Annotated in this window: 15 protein-coding genes and 1 tRNA gene; 8 read left to right on the forward strand and 8 right to left on the reverse strand. The window is 60.9% G+C overall.

Annotated elements, in window-relative coordinates; genetic code table 11:
- The 3 genes from rpsG to ACEUKI_RS02205 all read right to left on the reverse strand — a co-directional run bounded on the left by rpsG (position 1) and on the right by ACEUKI_RS02205 (position 2,626).
- Positions 1–471 (reverse strand): 30S ribosomal protein S7, encoded by a 471-nt coding sequence (rpsG, locus tag ACEUKI_RS02195; protein WP_003828652.1) that lies wholly within the window; start codon positions 469–471, stop codon positions 1–3.
- Between the two features lie 5 nt (positions 472–476).
- Positions 477–848: a 30S ribosomal protein S12 gene (gene rpsL / locus ACEUKI_RS02200; protein WP_003813881.1), complete on the reverse strand. Its 372-nt coding sequence runs from the start codon at positions 846–848 to the stop codon at positions 477–479.
- 716 nt (positions 849–1,564) lie between these two features.
- The gene (locus ACEUKI_RS02205) at positions 1,565–2,626 is read right to left on the reverse strand and encodes a bile acid:sodium symporter family protein (RefSeq protein WP_077389376.1); all 1,062 of its coding nucleotides are present in this window, start codon (positions 2,624–2,626) and stop codon (positions 1,565–1,567) included.
- A gap of 337 nt (positions 2,627–2,963) precedes the next feature.
- Between ACEUKI_RS02205 and ACEUKI_RS02210 the strand changes: the two genes are divergently transcribed.
- Both ACEUKI_RS02210 and ACEUKI_RS02215 read left to right on the forward strand, forming a co-directional pair.
- Positions 2,964–3,039 (forward strand) — tRNA-His (locus ACEUKI_RS02210).
- 125 nt (positions 3,040–3,164) lie between these two features.
- Positions 3,165–4,190: a low specificity L-threonine aldolase gene (locus ACEUKI_RS02215; RefSeq protein ID WP_251847635.1), complete on the forward strand. Its 1,026-nt coding sequence runs from the start codon at positions 3,165–3,167 to the stop codon at positions 4,188–4,190.
- A gap of 147 nt (positions 4,191–4,337) precedes the next feature.
- On the opposite strand, the gene ACEUKI_RS02220 is transcribed toward ACEUKI_RS02215, so the two are convergent.
- Complete coding sequence (locus ACEUKI_RS02220) at positions 4,338–5,498, reverse strand: glycosyltransferase (RefSeq protein WP_115770300.1); 1,161 nt, start codon at positions 5,496–5,498, stop codon at positions 4,338–4,340.
- 96 nt (positions 5,499–5,594) lie between these two features.
- Entirely contained in the window at positions 5,595–6,740 is a 1,146-nt protein-coding gene (locus tag ACEUKI_RS02225; RefSeq protein ID WP_318161281.1) for an aminotransferase class I/II-fold pyridoxal phosphate-dependent enzyme, read from the reverse strand.
- A 491-nt stretch (positions 6,741–7,231) separates the two neighbouring features.
- Here ACEUKI_RS02225 and purT point away from each other — a divergent pair, with 491 nt between their 5' ends.
- Positions 7,232–8,569, forward strand: a complete 1,338-nt coding sequence (purT, locus tag ACEUKI_RS02230; protein ID WP_251847636.1) for a formate-dependent phosphoribosylglycinamide formyltransferase — start codon at positions 7,232–7,234, stop codon at positions 8,567–8,569.
- A gap of 12 nt (positions 8,570–8,581) precedes the next feature.
- Here purT and ACEUKI_RS02235 read toward each other — a convergent pair whose 3' ends face one another.
- Positions 8,582–8,947 (reverse strand): VOC family protein, encoded by a 366-nt coding sequence (locus tag ACEUKI_RS02235; RefSeq protein WP_115770301.1) that lies wholly within the window; start codon positions 8,945–8,947, stop codon positions 8,582–8,584.
- A 325-nt stretch (positions 8,948–9,272) separates the two neighbouring features.
- Here ACEUKI_RS02235 and purC point away from each other — a divergent pair, with 325 nt between their 5' ends.
- The 5 genes from purC to ACEUKI_RS02260 all read left to right on the forward strand — a co-directional run bounded on the left by purC (position 9,273) and on the right by ACEUKI_RS02260 (position 17,409).
- Positions 9,273–10,025, forward strand: coding sequence for a phosphoribosylaminoimidazolesuccinocarboxamide synthase (purC, locus tag ACEUKI_RS02240; RefSeq protein WP_007051209.1), 753 nt, complete (start codon positions 9,273–9,275; stop codon positions 10,023–10,025).
- 208 nt (positions 10,026–10,233) lie between these two features.
- The gene (locus ACEUKI_RS02245) at positions 10,234–13,968 is read left to right on the forward strand and encodes a phosphoribosylformylglycinamidine synthase (RefSeq protein ID WP_251847637.1); all 3,735 of its coding nucleotides are present in this window, start codon (positions 10,234–10,236) and stop codon (positions 13,966–13,968) included.
- A gap of 137 nt (positions 13,969–14,105) precedes the next feature.
- Positions 14,106–15,410: an alpha/beta hydrolase gene (locus ACEUKI_RS02250; RefSeq protein ID WP_251847638.1), complete on the forward strand. Its 1,305-nt coding sequence runs from the start codon at positions 14,106–14,108 to the stop codon at positions 15,408–15,410.
- Positions 15,383–16,753, forward strand: coding sequence for an alcohol acetyltransferase (locus ACEUKI_RS02255; protein ID WP_251847639.1), 1,371 nt, complete (start codon positions 15,383–15,385; stop codon positions 16,751–16,753). Before ACEUKI_RS02250 ends, ACEUKI_RS02255 begins: the two co-directional genes overlap by 28 nt.
- The gene (locus ACEUKI_RS02260) at positions 16,750–17,409 is read left to right on the forward strand and encodes a DUF6320 domain-containing protein (RefSeq protein WP_251847640.1); all 660 of its coding nucleotides are present in this window, start codon (positions 16,750–16,752) and stop codon (positions 17,407–17,409) included. Before ACEUKI_RS02255 ends, ACEUKI_RS02260 begins: the two co-directional genes overlap by 4 nt.
- A gap of 83 nt (positions 17,410–17,492) precedes the next feature.
- On the opposite strand, the gene ACEUKI_RS02265 is transcribed toward ACEUKI_RS02260, so the two are convergent.
- Positions 17,493–18,305: an FxLYD domain-containing protein gene (locus tag ACEUKI_RS02265; protein WP_115770307.1), complete on the reverse strand. Its 813-nt coding sequence runs from the start codon at positions 18,303–18,305 to the stop codon at positions 17,493–17,495.
- Between the two features lie 102 nt (positions 18,306–18,407).
- A complete protein-coding gene (locus tag ACEUKI_RS02270) occupies positions 18,408–19,592 on the reverse strand; it encodes an IS256 family transposase (protein ID WP_131218582.1) in 1,185 nt (394 codons plus the stop codon).
- Positions 19,593–19,706 lie beyond the last annotated feature (114 nt).

Raw genomic sequence — 19,706 nt, forward strand, 5'->3', positions numbered from 1 at the left:
TTACCAGCGGTAATGAGCGAAGGCCTTGTTAGCCTCTGCCATCTTATGAGTATCCTCGCGGCGCTTGACAGAAGCACCGAGGCCGTTGGAGGCATCCAGGATCTCATTGGCGAGACGCTCAGCCATGGTCTTCTCACGACGGGCGCGGGAGAAATCGGTCAGCCAGCGCAGCGACAGGGTGTTGGCGCGGTTCGGCTTGACCTCGACCGGCACCTGGTAGGTAGCGCCACCGACACGGCGGGAGCGAACCTCGAGGGACGGACGGATGTTGTCCAGGGCGCGCTTGAGCACAGCCACCGGCTCCTGGTCGGACTTCTCCTTGACCATATCGAGCGCGGAGTAGACGATGTCTTCGGCGATCGACTTCTTGCCGTCAAGCAGAATCTTGTTGATGAGCTGCGCCACCACGGTGGAACCGTAGATCGGATCGGGCAGCACGACGTGCTTCTTGGAAGGTCCCTTACGTGACATATCTCTTACTTCGCCTTCTTTGCTCCATACAGGGAACGACCCTGCTTACGGTCCTTGACACCCTGGGTATCGAGCGCGCCACGCACGATGTGGTAACGCACACCCGGGAGATCCTTCACACGGCCGCCGCGCACGAGCACGATGGAGTGCTCCTGCAGATTGTGGCCTTCGCCCGGAATGTAGGCGGTGACTTCGATGCCCGAGGACAGGCGCACACGAGCGACCTTACGCAGAGCCGAGTTCGGCTTCTTCGGGGTGGTGGTGTAGACACGGGTGCACACGCCGCGACGCAGCGGGCTGCCCTTCAGGGCCAAAGTCTTGGACTTCTTCGGCTTTGCCTGACGTCCCTTACGGACGAGCTGTTCAATAGTAGGCAACTTGAATCCTCCGATTCAGTGGTTTCTCTTGCTTTTGTGTGACCGCCGCACTGCACCCACACTTTTCAGCACACTCGCTTGGTATCCGCCTGTTGGCGGCACCCGACGAATCGGAAAAGATAGCCCAGTCCACCGGCCCGATGGCCTTCGCCCCTCCCGTCGGCGCATTACTGCGTGCGATCAGCGGTTTGAAGGATATCCCAGCATGCTCGCCTGTTACATAAGGCGTGCTGTTGGCACACACGAATATCTATATTACGATTCCTCCGGACAACGACGCGCCGGGCCACAACTCACTGGTTTGGAGACCTCTTGCGCCCTGTACTTTTCCTCTCCTCCCAACGCAATATTCCCGGGAATGCGTCGCAAAAAGGGAACGCCACACAGCAGGTGCCCCCGCGGAGACTATGTCACACGGGGGCACCGCCAAGGAGGTTACATTATGTTTCTTTTCACCACATCCGCTTCTGTGTTATCTGTTTCCAGCACATCCTCGTGCTCTTCCATATCCGATGGGAACCTCTAGCGACCCGGCCTCTTTGCCGTATTACCTTGCCGCTTTCTGCATTACCAATTATAGCAAAACCGCGCTCGCGAAACGCCCGATACCTCAATCGGAAGTAAGCGGGAGCGGCTATGTTATGCGAGGTAGGAAAGGTGGATGACCGACTGACTGGAGTCGTGCCTTACCCGACCTTTCTCACCATTTCAGGATTTCAGGCAGCGACCTTGGCGGCCTTATCGGCGTCGAACGGGTGGGCCGCTGAAACGGTGCTCTTGGCAGAGCCCTTCTCGCCATTGTCGGAATCCCAGTGGATCTCGTGCTTGTCATCGTGGTTGCGCCACCAGCTGGACAGGATAGAACCGGAGATGTTGTGCCACACGGAGAAGAAGGTGGACGGCACGGCAGCGAGTGGGTTGGTCGCGAAGGAGGTCAGGGCCAGGGTTGCGCCCAGAGCGGAGTCCTGCATGCCGACTTCGAAGGTGATGGCCTTCTGCTGTGCGTAGCGGAAGCCCTTCGGGTAGATCTTGTACATCAGCTTGGAGAAGCCGAAGCCCAGCGAGTAGCCGCACAGGTTATGCAGGATGACCACCGGGATGGCCATCAGGGAGCTGGCCACGAACAGCTTCGGACCGTTGGCGGCAACGACCACGCCGATGATAAGCAGAATAGCCACCTGAGAAACGATAGGCAGGGCGACCGTAACCTTCTCGATCTTCTTGCCGAAGATCATGTGGCAGATCACACCGAGGGCGATCGGGAAGAGCACCACCTTGACGGCGTTGAGGAACAGGGACTGAGTCGGCACGGACACGTACTGAGAAGCGAGCAGCTGCATCAGCAGCGGAATCATGAACGGGGCGCACAGGGTGGAGAGGATGCCGATGGAGACATCGAGGGCCACGTCACCACGGGACAGGTAGCTCATCACGTTGGAGGAGGTGCCAGACGGGCAGCAGCCGACGAGAATCACGCCCACGGCCAGCGGGCCGGACAGGTGGAAGATCGCGCACAGGGCCACGGCGATGAGCGGCATGATGATGAAGTGAGCTACGGTGCCGACGATGACCATCAGCGGCTGGGTCAGGATGCGCTTGAAGTCGTCCAGCGTCAGGGTCAGGCCCATGCCGAACAGCACGATGCCCAGCATGTAGCCGGTGTACGCCTTGCCCCACAGGCTGGCGGCCGGCACGAAGTAGTTGAAGACGGCCCAGACGATGACGATGACCGTAAACCACTTGGTCAGCCAATCTGCAAAGGCTTTAACCTTTTCCATGGTGTTTCTCTTCCCTTGTTCGGTGTAGGTAACACCGCGTGAAACTAGGAGGGTCGCGGTTGACATGAAACATAATGCTCACATTGTGAACACTCACGTAATCATTTCTGCAATCCCCAGTCGTACCATCACGCCGTCGTGTGCCCTGACTTTTCATCAATCGCCGCACAAGACCCACTCGTCTACATCCCGCCATCTGAGACAGCCCGCAGCCTGGCCCCCAAGAATGAAACCAACCACTTGATTCCACCGCGACACACCGATGAGCACACATCCGCAAAGTTGTGTATAGTATTCACCTGTTGCGCGAATTCAGCTTGCTGAATACGGCACTATGGTGGCCATAGCTCAGTTGGTAGAGCATCTGATTGTGGTTCAGAAGGTCGCGCGTTCGAGCCGCGTTGGCCACCCCAGTAAAACCCTTCCGTTCGCGGAAGGGTTTTGTTTTTCTCCATGAATTCCCCGCTCCTGCCTGGAACCACCGCGTTGTACGCTCGGGCATATCCAATTCATCTAACACAAGGACAAAAGGTCCGTCATGCTGTCTTTTGAGAACGATTACTCCCGCGCCGCCCATCCCGCAGTGCTTGAAGCCGTGGCTGAAGCCAACAACCATCTGTATTCGGGCTACGGGTTCGACGAACTGAGCGATCAGGCCAAGGCCAAGATCCGCGAGGCCTGCGGCCAGCCGGACGCGGATGTGTGGTTCCTCGTCGGCGGCACACAGACCAACCAGGTCGTCATCGACACCATCACCCCGGCGTATGCAGGCGTGGTCGCGGTCGCCTCCGGCCATCCGAACGTGCACGAGGCCGGCGCCATCGAGTTCTCCGGGCACAAGGTGCTCACGATCCCCCAGCACAACGGCAAAATGGACCCGACCGAACTGGACGAGTTCTGCAAGACCTTCTATGCGGACGGCAACTACGAGCACATGGTGTTCCCGGGCTCCGTGTACGTCTCGCAAAGCACCGAATACGGCACGAACTACTCCAAAGCCGAACTGCAGGCTATCGCCGATGTGGCGCATAAGTACGATATGCCGCTGTTCGTGGATGGCGCGCGACTCGGCTACGCGCTGACCGCCACCGGTTCCGACATGACGCTCGCGGATCTGGCAACCATCGCCGACGTGTTCTACATCGGCGGTACCAAGGTGGGTGCCCTGTTCGGCGAGGCCGTGGTGTTTACCAAGCACAACACGCCGAAGCACTTCCTGACCCGCATCAAGCAGCACGGTGCCTTGCTGGCCAAGGGCTTCGTGCTGGGCGCGCAGTTTGACGCCTTGTTCACCGACAATCTGTACTTCAAGATCGCCCGCAACGCCAATGAGGCGGCCGATCATATTCGCGAGGCCCTGCGCGTCAAGGGCTACACGCTCACTTTCGAGGCGCCCACCAACCAGATTTTCGTGACGATGGATCAGCCGACCATCGACCGTCTGGAGCGCGAGGTCAAGCTCGGCTTTACCGAAAAGGCCGACGACACGCACACCGTGATGCGCATCTGCACCAGCTGGGCCACCACGCCTGAAGAGGTCGATCAACTTATTGAGTTGTTGTAAAATCCTTCGCTAATCTCTCCCTCCGTCATCGCTTCGCGATGCCACCTCCCTCATCAGAGGGAGGTTTTTTTCGTAGCTCCCTCTGATGAGGGAGATGGCCGCCGCAGGCGGACTGAGGGAAAGACCTCTCCGCAAACGAGAAGGCTCCTACTCCCCTATCGCCTTGCGTTCCATATCCACGAACTTGTGGACCGAGGCTTCCACGGAATAATGCGCCTTGGTGTATTCGGCGTATTTCTCGCCCCATTCGGCACGCTCGGCCTGATGTGCGATCCACCAATCGATGCGTCGGGCCAGCAGGGCCGCGTCCCGCACGGGGAACAACGACTCGTCGATCAGCGCGAACTGGCTGGCCGCCGACAGTTCGGACGCGGCGATCACCGGCACCAATCCGCACGCCATCGCCTCGATCACGCTCATCGATTCGATGTCGGCAATCGAACAATGCACGAACAAATCGCCCGAACGCAACAAATCGGGCATATCGGCGTGCTTGTGGAATCCGATATCGGCCTTGCGCGCCAGCAAACGCCCGGCGCGGAACTTGAGATACTGCTTGAGCGGCCCAGTACCGGCGATCACCAGCTGAATATCGCCGGCGTGCCGGGACATCGACACCGCCTTGATCAGCGTAATCTGATCTTTCTCGCTAGCCAGTCGGCCGGAAGCGATGACGCGGAACGGCACGGGAGCCGAGGCATCCGGATCGGCCGGCTTCTTCGGCGAATACACCGGTGAATAACCATTGGAAATCACGTGCAACTTGGCTTTATACCCGTGCGCGCGCAACAGGCTCGCGGTCATTTCGGTGGGCACATGGATGTGGTCAATGTGCTTGTACAGCCAGTGCTTGAACAGCCAGTACAGGAAGCTGGAAATACCGGGAATGCGACGTAGCGGGCCGGCCGAATACAACACGTTCTCCGGCTGCAGGTGGAATCCGGCAGTCACGGGAATGCCCATTTGGTGGGCGACTTTAGTGGCACGACGGCCGAATTTGAACGGCATATAGATATGCACCACATCCACGCCTTGGAAGGCGGTGCGGAACAACGTGTCGCTGGGTTCGGCGAATTGCATGAGCTGCTTGGCGGCCACCCACGAGACGAGCGGCACCTTATTCACGCGCGCCGGATATTCGGGCGCCCCTATACCGACAAGCCTCACATGATGGCCTTGCCGCTCCAATTCTGCAGCCCACTGCAAGGCCGAATTGGAGGTGCCGTTGCCCTGATTGCCCACCGTATCGACCACAAGAGCGATAGTCAGCGGACGATCAATGCTCTCTTCAATCCCGTTTTCGCGCATTGCCTCATCCTAAACCACCGCGCTGCAATGGCGTCGGCCGCGCTGCCTGAACGCGTGTGAAATGGTATGGACTGCCGCATTTTGCCCAATATTGAATCACGCGCTTCGCAGCGCACGATCGACGCGGGCCACGGCCTGGAACAACTCGGCGGTGTGCTTGAGCAGACTGATACGCACCCAGCCTTCGCCCGCCTGACCGAAGCAGACCCCCGGCATCAGCGCCACGCCGGCTGCGTTGAGCAGCCAATCCACGAATGTGGCGGAATCGCCATGCCACCGCTCTGGCACGCGCGCCCACGCGAACAGTCCGCCTTGGGCCTCGGCCACCGGCAGACCGGCTTGGGTAAACCCGCCACGCACCACTTCAAAACGATGCTGATATTGCACGGCCAGCAGCTTCACCGTGCTCTGATCGGATTCCAGCGCCACCGCACCGGCCTGCTGAATAACGCTGGAAGCCAACACCGCAGTCTGCCGGTGTACGGCTTTGACTGCGGGCAAGACTTCGGCGTTGCCCGTCACGAATCCGCCACGCCAGCCGGCCACCATATACATTTTGGACAGCGAGCCAAGTTCCAGCGCCACGTCCAGCGCGCCCGGAGTCTCCAGCAGGCTCAGCGAGCGCACGTCGCCGAACTCGAGCCCCGCATAGGCGAAATCGTTAAGTACGATGAATCCGTATTGCTTGGCCAGGCGCACGGACGTCTCATACAGTTCGGGTGTTGCGGCCGCGCCGGTCGGATTGTTGGGATAGTTCAGAATCAGCAGTTTGGCGCGAGTCCATAGCGCTGGATTCACCGCGTCCAAGTCGGGCAGGAATCCGCGGCTCGGGTCAGCGGGAATCGTCTCGAACTGGCCACCGGCCACTGCTGTTGAGCCCTCGTACTGCGGGTAATACGGGTCGACCGCCACCACCGTATCTCCCAGATCGACCAGCGTCTGGATGACGGTGGTGATGCCGACGGACGAGCCGGAAGTCGCCAGCAGCTGGGTGACGGGGTCCACGGTGACGTTGTGCTGGCGCGAATACCAGCCGGCAATCGCATTCAGATATTCCGGAAGCCCGTCAAATGGCGGGTACCGGAACAGGGAAGGATTGTGTGAAGCGTGAGAAAGCGCGTCCTGCACAAAGGATGGCGGCCGCCCATCGGGATTCCCTTTGCTTAGGTCGATGATATCCTTGCCGGCGGCGACGGCTGCTGCAGCGCGTGCGTCCGCCTCAGCAAAAGGATTGCCGGGCAGACTAGCCGCCCGTCAAGAAATCAGAGCCGCGTTCGACGTCGGCATGTCGCCCTCCCCCTTCGACTATTGCCAGCGTGCCGGCTTGTAGCCTGAAATGCCGGAACCGGCACGCCGCTATTCGCTATATGTTGCATCCCAAAATGTTGGCCCGACCGCCCCATATTTCATCGGCCGGTAATTGCTAAGGTACGACGGCTCTGTTACGCACGCAACGGCGTGTCTATACCCAGTATTTATGGCGGGTTACGGGCATCTGAATCTTCATGGGGCGGCAACCTGCCCATGGGGCGGTGAAATTCCCATGGGAGGTAAGACAAAACGGCTTAATTCCGCGGTTTCACAAAACCAACAAACCGCCCCATGGACTCATTACCGCCCCATGGGGAATTTACCGCCCCATGAAGCCGGATATTCCGCCCGTAATTTTGGCCACGCGAGGCACTCCGCTCACGCGGCATACCGAAATCATCGCGGCATGGCAGAATGTGGGTATGACTGAGAACGCCGTGAATACTGCCGTGACTTCCGCCTCCTCTCCCGCAATTCCCGCCGAGACTTCCGCCGTCTCCCCCGCAACTCGCGCAGCCAACCGCCCGCTGGGCACACCGCTGGGCAAGCACCCCACCCGCGTGCTGTTTTTGGGCGCTGGTGAGCTGGGCAAGGAAGTGGCCATCGAGCTCATGCGACTGGGCGCGTGGGTGTGCGCCGCTGACTCGTATGCCGGCGCTCCGGCCCAGCAGGTGGCGCATGAATATCGCGCGTTGGATATGGCGAATGCCGCCGAATTGCAGGCATTGTTCGATGAAATCAAGCCGGACATCATCGTGCCCGAGGTAGAGGCCATCGCCACCGATGTGCTGGCCGGTGCTGCGGCTGCGGGCGCCCAGGTGATGCCGAGCGCCGAAATCGCCGCGAGTTGCATGGATCGCGAGCGCCTGCGCGTACTGGCCCACGAAGAATTGGGCTTGCCGACTACACCGTATCGTTTTGCCGGCTCGCTGGAAGAGCTGCGCGCCGGAGCTTCGGAAGTCGGTTATCCGTGCGTGGTCAAGCCGGTGATGAGCTCGTCTGGTCACGGCCAGTCGGTGGTGCGTTCCGCCGACGCCATCGATGCCGCTTGGACCGAAGCGCAGGAGGGACGCCGCGCCGCCGATGAGGGCGATGTGTCGCGCGTGATCGTTGAGGCGCTTGCCCCGCTGGAGCGTGAGCTGACGGTGCTGACTGTTTCTTCGTCCGCCGGCATTGTGACGTGCGCGCCGATCGGCCAACGTCAGGAGTCCGGCGATTATCGCGAGTCCTGGCAGCCGGCTACCGAGCCCGATGGTGAGGCCGAGCGGGCGCGCGACATCGCACGTACCGCCGTTGAAGGCTTGGTGGCCAAGGCTCAGGCGGCCGGCGAAACCGGTTGGGGCGTATTCGGCGTGGAGCTGTTCGTGCTCACCGACGGCTCGATTCTGTTCAACGAGGTCTCCCCCCGTCCGCACGATACCGGTATGGTGACGATGGCCTCCCAGCGTCTGAGCGAGTTCGCGCTGCACGCCCGCGCGATTCTCGGCCTGCCGATCACCCCCGAGCATGTGGCGCTCACGATTCCGGCCGGCTCGGTGGCGGCAAGCCATGCGATTGTGGTGGCCGGCGACGGTGAGGCCGAGTTCACCGATGTGGCCGCTGCTCTGGCCGAACCCGGCACGGACCTGCGCATTTTTGCCAAGCCCGAAGTGCATGGCCACCGCCGCATGGCCGTGGCACTGGCTGTCGGCGAGTCCGAAGCCGACGCCCGTGCCAAGGCCGGCCTCGTGGCCGATGCGTTGACGATTACCGTGGAGTAGTCCACGGCCTGATCAGCTCAGCATGGCCTCAATATTATTGCCGTCCGGGTCGTGGATGAACGCGGCGTAATACGTGGGGCCAAAGTTCGGGCGCGGGCCCGGAGCGCCGTTGTCGGTACCGCCAGAGGCGAGACCGGCCTCATGGAACGCCTTGACGGCGGCCTCATCCTTGGCGCGGAACGCCACATGAGACGGCACCACCGGGTTGCCGTCCTTCGGAGACTCCAGCCAAACGCTGTCGCCATCCTCGTCATTGGCAAAGCACACGGCGGTCGGGTACGCCACTTTCTTGACGTAGCCCAGCGGGGCCAGCAGCTTCTCGTAGAAATCCGCGTACTGTGCGGCGTCGGAAACAAACAAACCAATATGATCGATCATGACGAACCTCCTTGTACCATTTCGTCACTCCCATTATCGTGTGCATATGGCCGAAGAGTCATGTTTCGTCTATTGACGAACATCTGAGTATTCACACGCGCTTCTGTAGATACCTTCATGCCGGAAGGCTACACGACCGGAGACGAGCTGATCGTACTGGCCAATGACGGCCGCCTCCGCCATCCCAACAGCGTATGGCCGTTCGATGCAGCGACGTATGATGCGTTGGCCGCATCGTAGCGTCATGCTGAGTGTTGTTGTAGCCCTCGATTGGTACCCTTTTACCGTTAGTTCACCCAGAAATTCCACTCCTGAAAGGTGAGTCATGGAGAAGCTGGAAAAGCTCTACGAGGGCAAGGCCAAGCAACTGTACGCAACCGACGATCCCGAGGTTCTGTGGGTCGAATACAAGAACACCGCCACCGCTGGCGATGGTGAAAAGAAGGAAGACTTCACCGGCAAGGGCCGCCTGAACAACCTCATCACCACCATCATCTTCGACCTGCTCAAGAAGCGCGGCATCGACAGCCACCTTATCAAGCGAGTGGACGACACCGGCCAGCTGGTGCGCAAGGTGAACATGTTCCCGTTGGAGATCGTGCTGCGCAACGTGGCCGCCGGCCACTTCTGCTCCCGTCTGGGCGTGGAGGAAGGCCTGCCGCTCAAGGAGCCGGTGCTTGAGTACTTCCTGAAGAACGATGATCTGCACGATCCGTTCGTCAACGACGATGACCTGGTGGCCCTCGGCGTATGCACTCGCGAGGATCTCGCCGAGATCGCCCCGCTGGCCCGCAAGATTAACGAGGCCCTGATCGAGATCTTCGCCAAGATCGACGTCAAGCTGGTCGACTTCAAGATCGAAATGGGCCGCGCCACCGACGGCACGCTGCTGTTGGCCGACGAGATCACCCCGGATTCCTGCCGTCTGTGGGACCAGAAGGACCACTCCGGCAAGGTCGAGCACCTTGACAAGGACCTGTTCCGCCGTGGTCTCGGCAGCATCATCCCGGCCTACGAAGAGATCGAGGAGCGCCTCGCCGAACTCGCCAAGTCCGAAGGCATCGAAGTCGCCGAGTAAGTCGTTTAGGTGCAGGTAGCAGAAACATACAGCTGGCTCCCCTCCCCGAGGGGAGCTGTCGCCGATAGGCGACTGAGGGGAGGTCAAGACGTTCACCGCCATGGCAACTCCCCTCAGTCAGCTCCGCTGACAGCTCCCCTCGGAGAGGGGAGCCAAGTTCTTTTACCGCACTTCTTCAATTTTTCACTATTTTCAAGAAAGGATTTCCATGGTTTTTCGCGTGTACGTGGAAAAGAAGCCCGGCTTTGATGTCGAAGCCCAGCAGCTTGCGGGCGAACTGCGCACGATCCTCGGACTGACCGGCCTCAAGGCCCTGCGCATCGTGAACCGCTATGACGTCGAAGGCATCTCCCAGGAGCTGTTCGACCAGACCGTACCCACCGTGTTCAGCGAGCCTCAGGTGGACAATGTGGCCTACGACCTGCCCGACTTCGCCGGCGCCAAGGTCTTCGCCACCGAGTTCCTGCCCGGCCAGTTCGACCAGCGCGCCGACTCCGCCGCCGAATGCATCCAGCTCATCTCCCAGGGCGAGCGCCCGACCGTCCGCTCCGCCAAGCTGTACGCGCTGGAAGGCGACCTGACCGACGCCGACGTGGACACCATCAAGCATTACGTGATCAACCCGGTCGAGGCCCGCGAGGCCAGCCTGGAGACCAAGGAAACCCTGAAGACCCAGGTGCCGGTGCCCGGCAAGGTCGAGACCATCGCCGGTTTCAACGAGATGGACGCCGAAGCCGGCCAGAAGTTCATCGACGAGCGCGGTCTGGCCATGGATCTGGCCGACCTCGAATTCTGCCAGAAGTACTTCAGCGAGGAGGGCCGCGAGCCCACCATCACCGAAATCAAGGTGATCGACACCTACTGGTCCGACCACTGCCGTCACACCACGTTCGGCACTGAGCTGGACGAAGTGACCATCGATGACGCCACCGTCAAGGCCGCCTTCGAACGTTACCTGGCGATGCGCCACGAGCTCGGCCGTGACGCCAAGCCCGTCTGCCTCATGGACATGGGCACCATCGGCGCCAAGTGGCTCAAGAAGAACGGTGTCCTGACCGGCCTTGACGAGTCCGAGGAAATCAACGCCTGCACCGTCAAGGTCAAGGTTGACGTGAACGGCCACGACGAGGACTGGCTGTTCCTGTTCAAGAACGAGACCCACAACCACCCCACCGAAATCGAACCGTTCGGTGGCGCGGCCACCTGCATCGGCGGCTGCATCCGCGATCCTCTGTCCGGCCGCTCCTACGTGTATCAGGCGATGCGCGTCACCGGCGCCGCGGACCCGACCGTGCCGGTCTCCGAGACGCTGGAAGGCAAGCTCCCCCAGCGCAAGCTCGTGACCACCGCCGCCGCCGGCTACAGCTCCTACGGCAACCAGATCGGTCTGGCCACCGGTCAGGTCGACGAGATCTACCACCCCGGCTACGTGGCCAAGCGCATGGAGGTGGGTGCGGTCGTGGCCGCCACCCCGGCCGACCATGTGCGCCGCGAAACCCCGGCCCCCGGCGACAAGATCATCCTGCTGGGCGGCCGCACCGGCCGTGACGGCATCGGTGGCGCCACCGGTTCGTCCAAGGCGCATAACGTGGAATCGCTCGAACTCGACGGCGCCGAAGTGCAGAAGGGTAACGCTCCGGTGGAGCGCAAGCTGCAGCGTCTGTTCCGCCGCGGCGATGCCTGCCGTCTGATCAAGCGCTGCAACGACTTCGGCGCGGGTGGCGTGTCCGTGGCGGTCGGCGAGTTGGCCGACGGACTGTTCGTGGACCTCAACACCGTGCCCAAGAAATACGAGGGCCTGGACGGCACCGAGCTGGCCATCTCCGAATCCCAGGAGCGCATGGCCGTGGACGTGGCCGCCGAGGACGTGGACGAGTTCCTGGCCTACGCCCGCGAAGAGAACCTCGAAGCCACGGTGATCGCCACCGTGACCGAGGACCCGCGCATGGTGATGACCTGGAACGGCGACAAGATCGTGAATCTGTCCCGTAAGTTCCTGGCCTCCAACGGCGCTTCCAAGCACCAGACCGTGCATGTCGAGGCACAGCAGTCCTACGAGACCCCGTGGGGCGAGGGCACGCTGGCCGAACGCATGAACAAGCTGGTCACCGACATCAACGTGGCCTCCAACAAGGGCCTTTCGGAGCGCTTCGACTCCACCATCGGCGCGGGCACCGTGCTCATGCCGTTCGGCGGCAAGCGTCAGCTCACCCCGAACATGGCCATGGTCGCCAAGCTGCCGGTGTTCGGCGAGACCACCACCGCTTCGGCGATGGCGTGGGGCTTCAACCCGTACATCATGTCCAAGAACCAGTTCACCGGCGCCTACCTGTCCGTGGTCGAGTCGCTGGCCAAGCTGGTCGCGGCCGGCTTCGAGCATGAGAAGGCCTACCTGAGCTTCCAGGAGTACTTCGAGAAGCTGCGCGACGAGCCGGAACGCTGGGGCAAGCCGGCGGCCGCCGTGCTCGGCGCGCTGATGGCCCAGGTGGACCTGGGCACCGGCGCCATCGGCGGCAAGGACTCCATGTCCGGTTCGTTCGAGGATCTCGACGTGCCGCCGACGCTGATCTCCTTCGCCGTGGCCGTGGGCAACATGAAGCGCGCCACCTCCCCTGAATTCAAGGACGCCGATCACCGTATCGCACGCATCGCGCCGCGCTACCTGGCCGACGGTCTGACCCCGGACAAGGATGCGCTGCTTGAAGTGTTCTCCGTGATCGAGGAGCTCACCGACCTCCACGATGCCCTGGCCGTCTCTACGCCGGGCTATGGCGCCACCGCCGAAGCCCTGTTCAAGATGACGCTCGGCAACCGCATCGGCGTGACCCTGAACAACAGCATCACCGTGGACGACCTGTTCACCCCGGCATACGGTTCGTTCATCGTCGAGCTGGCGGACGATGCCAAGCTTCCGGCCGTCTCCAATTTGGTCGAGATCGGCGAAATCGGCACCACCACCTCCGAATACGTGTTCAAGGCCGCCGGCGAGACGCTGGACCTGGACGCTGTGCAGGAAGCTTGGGAGTCCGGCATCGAATCCGTGTTCCCGTACCGTTCCAAGGGCGAGGACAAGGGCGCGACCGTCGAGACCATCGACTTCCACGCGCCGAAGAAGACCGTGTACGTCGGCTCTTCCGTGGCCAAGCCGCATGTGGTGATCCCGGTGTTCCCGGGCAACAACTGCGAGTACGATTCCGCCGCCGCCTTCGAGCGCGCCGGCGCCGATGTGACCACACTGATCGTCAACAACCTGACGCCGGCCGCCGTCGCCGAATCCACGCAGGCGTTGGTCGACGAGATCAACAAGAGCCAGATCGTGATGATCCCGGGCGGCTTCTCCGGCGGCGACGAGCCGGACGGTTCCGCCAAGTTCATCACCGCGTTCTTCCGTGCGCCGGCCGTCACCGAGGCCGTGCGTGACCTGCTGAAGAACCGCGATGGTCTGATGCTCGGCATCTGCAACGGCTTCCAGGCGCTCGTCAAACTGGGTCTGGTGCCATACGGCGACATCGTGCCGATGACCGACGCCTGCCCGACGCTGACCTTCAACACCATCGGTCGCCATCAGAGCCGACTGGTCCGCACGCGCGTGGCCTCCGACCTCTCCCCGTGGCTGTCCAAGACTTCGGTCGGCGACATTCACACCGTGGCCATCTCCCACGGCGAGGGCCGCTTCGTGGCCTCCGACGAGGTGCTCGCCCAGCTCAGGGCCAACGGCCAGATCGCCACGCAGTACGTGGACGAGACCGGCACCCCCGGCATGGACCTGGATGTGAACCCGAACGGCTCGCTGCTCGCCATCGAGGGCATCACCAGCCCGGACGGCCGCGTGTTTGGCAAGATGGGTCACTCGGAGCGTTCCGGCAACGGCCTGTACGTCAACGTGCCCGGCAACAAGTACCAGCCGATCTTCGAGGCCGGCGTGGAATACTTCGCCGCCTGATAATCGGCGCGTATCGCGTCTGATACGGCACACAGGGAAGGAACTCTCGGGTTCCTTCCCTTTTTTGTTCATGCCGGTCATAAGCTAAGGTTGGGGTGTTCGCACTACCGAATCCGCCGCTGAAAGGACCTGTCGTCATGCCGATCAACGAGGCATTGTTCGCCGCGATGAAGGCCGCCAGCTACATCAAGCCCAACGCGGGCAAGTCGTACAAATTGCAGCGCGTGGCGGAAGAGCTTATCGCCAAGCAGGCACCCGCCAATCCGAAATGCCGTGTCGAGGACGTCTTCGCGCCTATGGCGGATGGATATGCCGTACCATTGCGAGTGTTCACGCCGCTGGTCGCCTATGGAGCGCCCCTGCCCGAAGCCCTGGAGGAATCTTCCGCCAATGGCACGCCAGTGACCTCGGCAATATCCGCGATTCTGCCCGCCGTATTACCCAAAGTCCTACCCAAAATACCCATCAAGGAAAGCACGTCGAGCGGCAACGCCGACGGTATTTCCGGCAATACCAACACGGAACTTCCCTCAGTCACGCCGCGTGGCACGATCCTGTTTTTCCACGGTGGCGGTTGGACTACAGGCGGCATCAACCTGTACACGCAGGCTTGCGCGCATATGGCCGTACGTCTGCAACGCCGTGTGATCTCAGTCGAGTACCGGCTGGCTCCTGAATACCGCTTCCCTACTGCTGTTGAGGATTGCTATGAGGTAGCCCGGCAGCTGTTTGCTGGGGAATTGCCGATTTCCGGGGTGGGTGGCGGTACTGTTGCCGCCGTTGACCACCCCCAGTCGGCTGCGCCGACAGCCCCCGCCGGCGGGGGCGATACATCTGCGACAATCCCGGCACCGGATCCCGACAGCATCGTGCTGTTTGGCGACAGCGCGGGCGGCAATCTTGCGGCCGCCGTCTCGCTCATGGCCCGCGACCGCGGCGAGTTCATGCCGCGCACGCAGATGCTGCTTTACCCGGTAGTCGGCAACGACTACAATCCCGAAGCCAGCCCGTTCGAATCGGTGCGAACCAACGGCACCGACTACATCCTCACCGCACAGGACATGGCCGACTACATCGACATGTACCGTTCGTCCGTGGCCGATCTGACCAATCCGTATTTCGCGCCGCTGACCGCGCACGACCTGAGCAATCAGCCGCGCACGCTGGTGTTGTCCGCCGAATACTGCCCGCTCAGAGACGAGGACGAAGCGTACGCCCGTCGTCTGCAATTGGTGAACGACAACGTCTCCTGTTACCGAATTCACGATGGCATCCACGGCTACCTACTCAACACGTCGGCCGTGGGACTGGTGGCCACCACCTACCGAATCATCGAGCATTTCCTCGACGGCACACCGCTGGAACCAGCTCCCGGCACCGGCACCACCGCCAACGCACCGGAGGGAGGCGACGCGTGGCAAGACGTACTTGGTACCGACTAGACAACATCGGCAAGTTCTACTCCTCCCAGGCTGGCCGCTCCTCGCAGACCGTGTTCCGCTATTCGGCCGATCTGGCGGACGACATCGATCCGGACATCCTGCAGCGCGCGCTCGACCATGCCATCGCCCAGTTCCCGAGCTTCAACGTGCACCTGCTCAACGGCATGTTCTGGCATTATCTCGAACAGTCGGATGGACGCCCCCAAGTAGAGCCGGAACATCTGCCGATGTGCTCGCGCCTGCATTACGGGCCCAAAAGCATGCTGTTCCGCGTGAGTTATTTCCGCAATCGTGTCAATCTCGAGGTCTCGCACATCATTTCGGACGGTCGCGGCGCCATCAACCTGTTCAAGTCACTGTTGCACGCCTACATTGCCGAGCGATATGACGTGCCGGATGTGCCTTCGGATTACGACGGCTCGGACAGCGACAAAGCCGAAAACAGCTTCGACAAATACTACGAGAAAGACAAGGCCGGTGCCGCGCCCGGCACGAAGATCTACCGGCTCGCCGGCCCTATCGACCGGGACGCGCCCACGTTCATGGAATATCACGTCAGCGCCAGTAAGGTGCTTGGTGCAGCACATCAGTGCGGAGTGAGCCTCACCTCCTACCTCATCGCCGCGATACTGTGCGCGATTCGCGACGTCATGCCCTCGCGCGCCCGCAATCGCGCGATTCGCGTGGATATTCCGGTCGACTTGCGCGCCTTCTTCAGGTCGGAGACCGTGCGCAACTTCTACGGCATGACTTACGTGGCGTACACGCCGGCCGATATCGAAGCCGATGAGGACTCCGCGAAAACTTCCGCAACGAGCCCAGACGCGACCGGCGACGGCCAGCAGTCCGCCGCCTGCACCGCGCACGGCAACGGTATGGGTGGATTGCTGACCGATGAGCCGTTGGCCGACATCGCCCGCCATGTGCAGGAGCAGCTCGGCCATGCCACCAGTCGCGAGCGCGTCGAATCGCATATGAACCGCATGATTGCGTTGGAAAAGAATCCGGCGCTGCGTCTCGCGCCCTCCCCTGCCAAGGACTGGGTGCTGGAGCTGGCCCGGTTCATCGCCGACCGCGAGACCACGACCACCGTCTCGAACCTTGGCCGAGTCACCTTGGACGAACGACTCGCGCGCCATGTACGTTCGGTGAGCTTCCTCACCACACCGGCCAGCCTGAATTTCACGGTCTGCTCGTTCGGCGACGACCTGAGCATCGGCATCTCCACCATCTACCATGATCTGAACGTCATCAAGAACCTGTGCCGGATTCTCGCCACGCAGGGCATCAGCGGTCGTATGAACATCGCCGGCGTGCATGTGGAGAAAGGAGCGTCGGCATGAAGCATTGCGATGCCTGCAACGTCGATTTCACCGGCGATATGGCCCGTTGCCCGCTCTGCCAGAACGAATTGCACGGCGAGGCCTCTCCCGCCGCATTCCCCGCGCAGCAGATCTATCTGCGTCCGAGGCGTCTGACGGTGGAGATCATCACGTTTGCAACCGGCGCGATTCTGCTGCTGCATGGCTTCTTCAGCTATCTGTTTTCATGGCCGATACCGATTGCCAGTGCATCGGCGGCCGCTCTGATCATCAGCGTGCTGTTCATCAACAGTGCGATTCTGCACGCGTCACGGCCGCTTCGCCTCATGTTTCGATATTTCTATATCATGCTGGCGATTGCGCTGGTCTGGTTTGTGGCGACGATGAATTGTGTCGTCACCATGTTCGTCATACCGATCACGTGTCTGGTTTCGCTGGTCTTTGACGTGGTGCTGCTTATCGTGCTGCGGGCCAAGGCCATTGACCAGTACGCCAAGTATCTGGCGTTCGACATCGTCGCTGGTCTGATGCCTCTGACGTTCATTCCGCTCGGCTGGGCTCCGTGGGATGTGCTGGTGATGGTCAGCGGGCTGGTCTCCCTGCTGGTGCTGCTCGGCCTGCTCGTCTTCGCCCGCCGTCAGCTCTTCTCGGAATTCGGCAAACAGTTCTCGGCGTAAGTTGACTGATATTGACGTTTAATAGTGATGGCCCACAGGAAGATTCCCTGTGGGCCATCACTATCTGTTGTGTATGGATACGCTTAATCGTCTACTTCATAGTGGTCGACAGACGCCTTCACCTGCGCCGCATCGACATCGCTACCGGTTTCGAATTTTACCTTTTCTCCTGCAGGCCAAGCATTAGTACTGGCGTATACTTCGGCAGCCTTCACGCCATCGGCATCGTATAGAGCCAATATCAAGTTGACGGTACCGAAATCGATTCCGCTGGTGTTTTCGATGACGGCTGAGTATGTGTAGTAGCCATATCCGTCATCAGTTTTCTCGAAAGTCGCAGAGGCAATCAGATTATTCAGCGCGTCTTCCGTTTCCGTCTTTTTCTTGACGGACGAACCGTTGGCAACAATATCATTCAATGAATCTTGATATTTACCGTCTACCGTGAGCTTGTAATTATCGACAAAATCCTTGAGCAATGCCGAACGCTTATCGTATACCTTGGTCCATTCGGTGCGGTAATTCGAGCTGAGATAGGAATAATCCTCGTTCACTTTTTGAGAATCCTCAAGCAGGTTGAGATAAGCAATGACTTTCTCCTGCAACTTCGAATCCTTGAACTGCCGCTCTTTCAAAGGCTTATCGTTATCGATTTCAGCCTGAACAGCATCTTTGACATGTTTGACGGAATCGGTATCTTTCTTCTGCTCATATTGAGCGATGACATCCGAACGCTTCTGATACCCTTTCGCGATTATGGACATCGCCTCATCATCCGCATAGTCTGGGCCATCATCCTTTTGAGTGTTACCGCAGCCAGCAGCACCAACGATGAACACCAAACTAACGACCGCTGCAAGTACCGTCTTACCCACGTTTCGTACATAGGAAATCATAAGAGTCCTCTCAATTCCTTGTTTTTCCTATGACGCTACTGCATAACCGGTAGTGCCCGAACTCTTGCGCACTTTGGTCTTCGCCCGTCCCTGTGGCGGTGATCAGTTCGCTGCTGGTACGGTCTCACCGAGCCTTGACATGTCGAGGTAGCGGCGCGTCGACCACTCGTCGGATGTCACGTAGCGGACCCTCGCGCAGACGAGCATCAACGCGCTGCGTCCGTCGGGGAACGAGCCGACCACGCGGGTCCTGCGCCTGATCTCGCGGTTGAGCCGTTCGATCATGTTGTTGGTGCGGATCCGACGCCTATGCTCGCGCGGGTAGTCGTCGAGCAGGTAGGTCGTGGTCTCGCCGATGCCCTCGCGCAGGCATTTGGCGGCCTCCTTGAGTTTCCTGGATTCCATGTCCCGGGCGACGGATTCGGCCTTCTCCAACGCCTTGTCGCGTGATTCCATGGAGAACACGGCCTTCAGTGCGTCGGCCGCCCAGTCGCGGTTCCCGGGGTTGACCCTGGCGAGTATGTTGCGCTCGAAATGCACCATGCACCGCTGGTAGCGGGCATCGGGCAGCAGCTCGCCCGCGGCGGCGACCAGCCCCGCGCACCGATCTCCCGTCACCAGTCTCACGCCCTTGAGGCCTCGTGCGAGCATGCCTTTGATGAATTCGCGCCAGCTTTCCGCGTCCTCCTTCATGCCCTCGGCCACCGAAAGCACCTCGCGCCGCCCGTCCATGCCGACGCCGATGGCCACCAGGATGCTCACGTTCTCCACGGACCCGCCCCAGCACCTTTTGTGCCACACGCCGTCCATGAACAGGTACGGGTAATCCTGTTCGAGGGGCCTGCCCCGCCATGCGTCGATATCCGCATAGACGCGCTTGAGCTTGTCGCTCAGGGTCTGCGAGGGCATGCGGTCGCCCCACAGGAGCCGGCTGACATCATCGACCTGGCGGGTGGAGACGCCGGCCAGGTACATGTCGATCAAGGCCTCCTCGACGCTCTCCTCACGCCGACGGTATCGTTCGATCACGGCCGACTCGAACACCGCGCCCTTGAGTTTCGGCACTTTCAGGCTCATTTTGCCGGCCTTGACGGTCAGGTCGCGCTCGTAGTGGCCGGCCCGGTACGCCTTGCGGTCCCCGCTGCGCTCGTAGCGCGCGGCGCCGGTGATCTCGTCGGCCTCGGCGTCGAGCATCGCGTTCAGGGTCTCCTCGACGCTTTTGCGGACCATCCGGTCCAGGGTGGTTTCCAACATGGCCTGGTCGACCTGTAGAATCTGCTGTGACATGGCTTCGTGCCCTCGTTTCCAATCGCGGTTTTCTAATGTCTGGCGACTGAAAATCGTACACAGGACACGGGCCATGCCCCTATCTCAAGCCCAAACCAAAGTGCGCAAAATCTC

Source organism: Bifidobacterium sp. 2450, assembly GCF_041900695.1.
GTDB lineage: Bacteria > Actinomycetota > Actinomycetes > Actinomycetales > Bifidobacteriaceae > Bifidobacterium > Bifidobacterium longum.

Excerpts from the sequence above, each read along its gene's own strand:
- rpsG (WP_003828652.1), bottom strand. The coding sequence starts at position 471 with ATGTCACGTAAGGGACCTTCCAAGAAGCACGTCGTGCTGCCCGATCCG.
- ACEUKI_RS02205 (WP_077389376.1), bottom strand. The coding sequence starts at position 2,626 with ATGGAAAAGGTTAAAGCCTTTGCAGATTGGCTGACCAAGTGGTTTACG.
- ACEUKI_RS02215 (WP_251847635.1), top strand. The coding sequence starts at position 3,165 with ATGCTGTCTTTTGAGAACGATTACTCCCGCGCCGCCCATCCCGCAGTG.
- ACEUKI_RS02220 (WP_115770300.1), bottom strand. The coding sequence starts at position 5,498 with ATGCGCGAAAACGGGATTGAAGAGAGCATTGATCGTCCGCTGACTATC.
- purT (WP_251847636.1), top strand. The coding sequence starts at position 7,232 with ATGACTGAGAACGCCGTGAATACTGCCGTGACTTCCGCCTCCTCTCCC.
- ACEUKI_RS02235 (WP_115770301.1), bottom strand. The coding sequence starts at position 8,947 with ATGATCGATCATATTGGTTTGTTTGTTTCCGACGCCGCACAGTACGCG.
- purC (WP_007051209.1), top strand. The coding sequence starts at position 9,273 with ATGGAGAAGCTGGAAAAGCTCTACGAGGGCAAGGCCAAGCAACTGTAC.
- ACEUKI_RS02245 (WP_251847637.1), top strand. The coding sequence starts at position 10,234 with ATGGTTTTTCGCGTGTACGTGGAAAAGAAGCCCGGCTTTGATGTCGAA.
- ACEUKI_RS02250 (WP_251847638.1), top strand. The coding sequence starts at position 14,106 with ATGCCGATCAACGAGGCATTGTTCGCCGCGATGAAGGCCGCCAGCTAC.
- ACEUKI_RS02260 (WP_251847640.1), top strand. The coding sequence starts at position 16,750 with ATGAAGCATTGCGATGCCTGCAACGTCGATTTCACCGGCGATATGGCC.
- ACEUKI_RS02265 (WP_115770307.1), bottom strand. The coding sequence starts at position 18,305 with ATGATTTCCTATGTACGAAACGTGGGTAAGACGGTACTTGCAGCGGTC.
- ACEUKI_RS02270 (WP_131218582.1), bottom strand. The coding sequence starts at position 19,592 with ATGTCACAGCAGATTCTACAGGTCGACCAGGCCATGTTGGAAACCACC.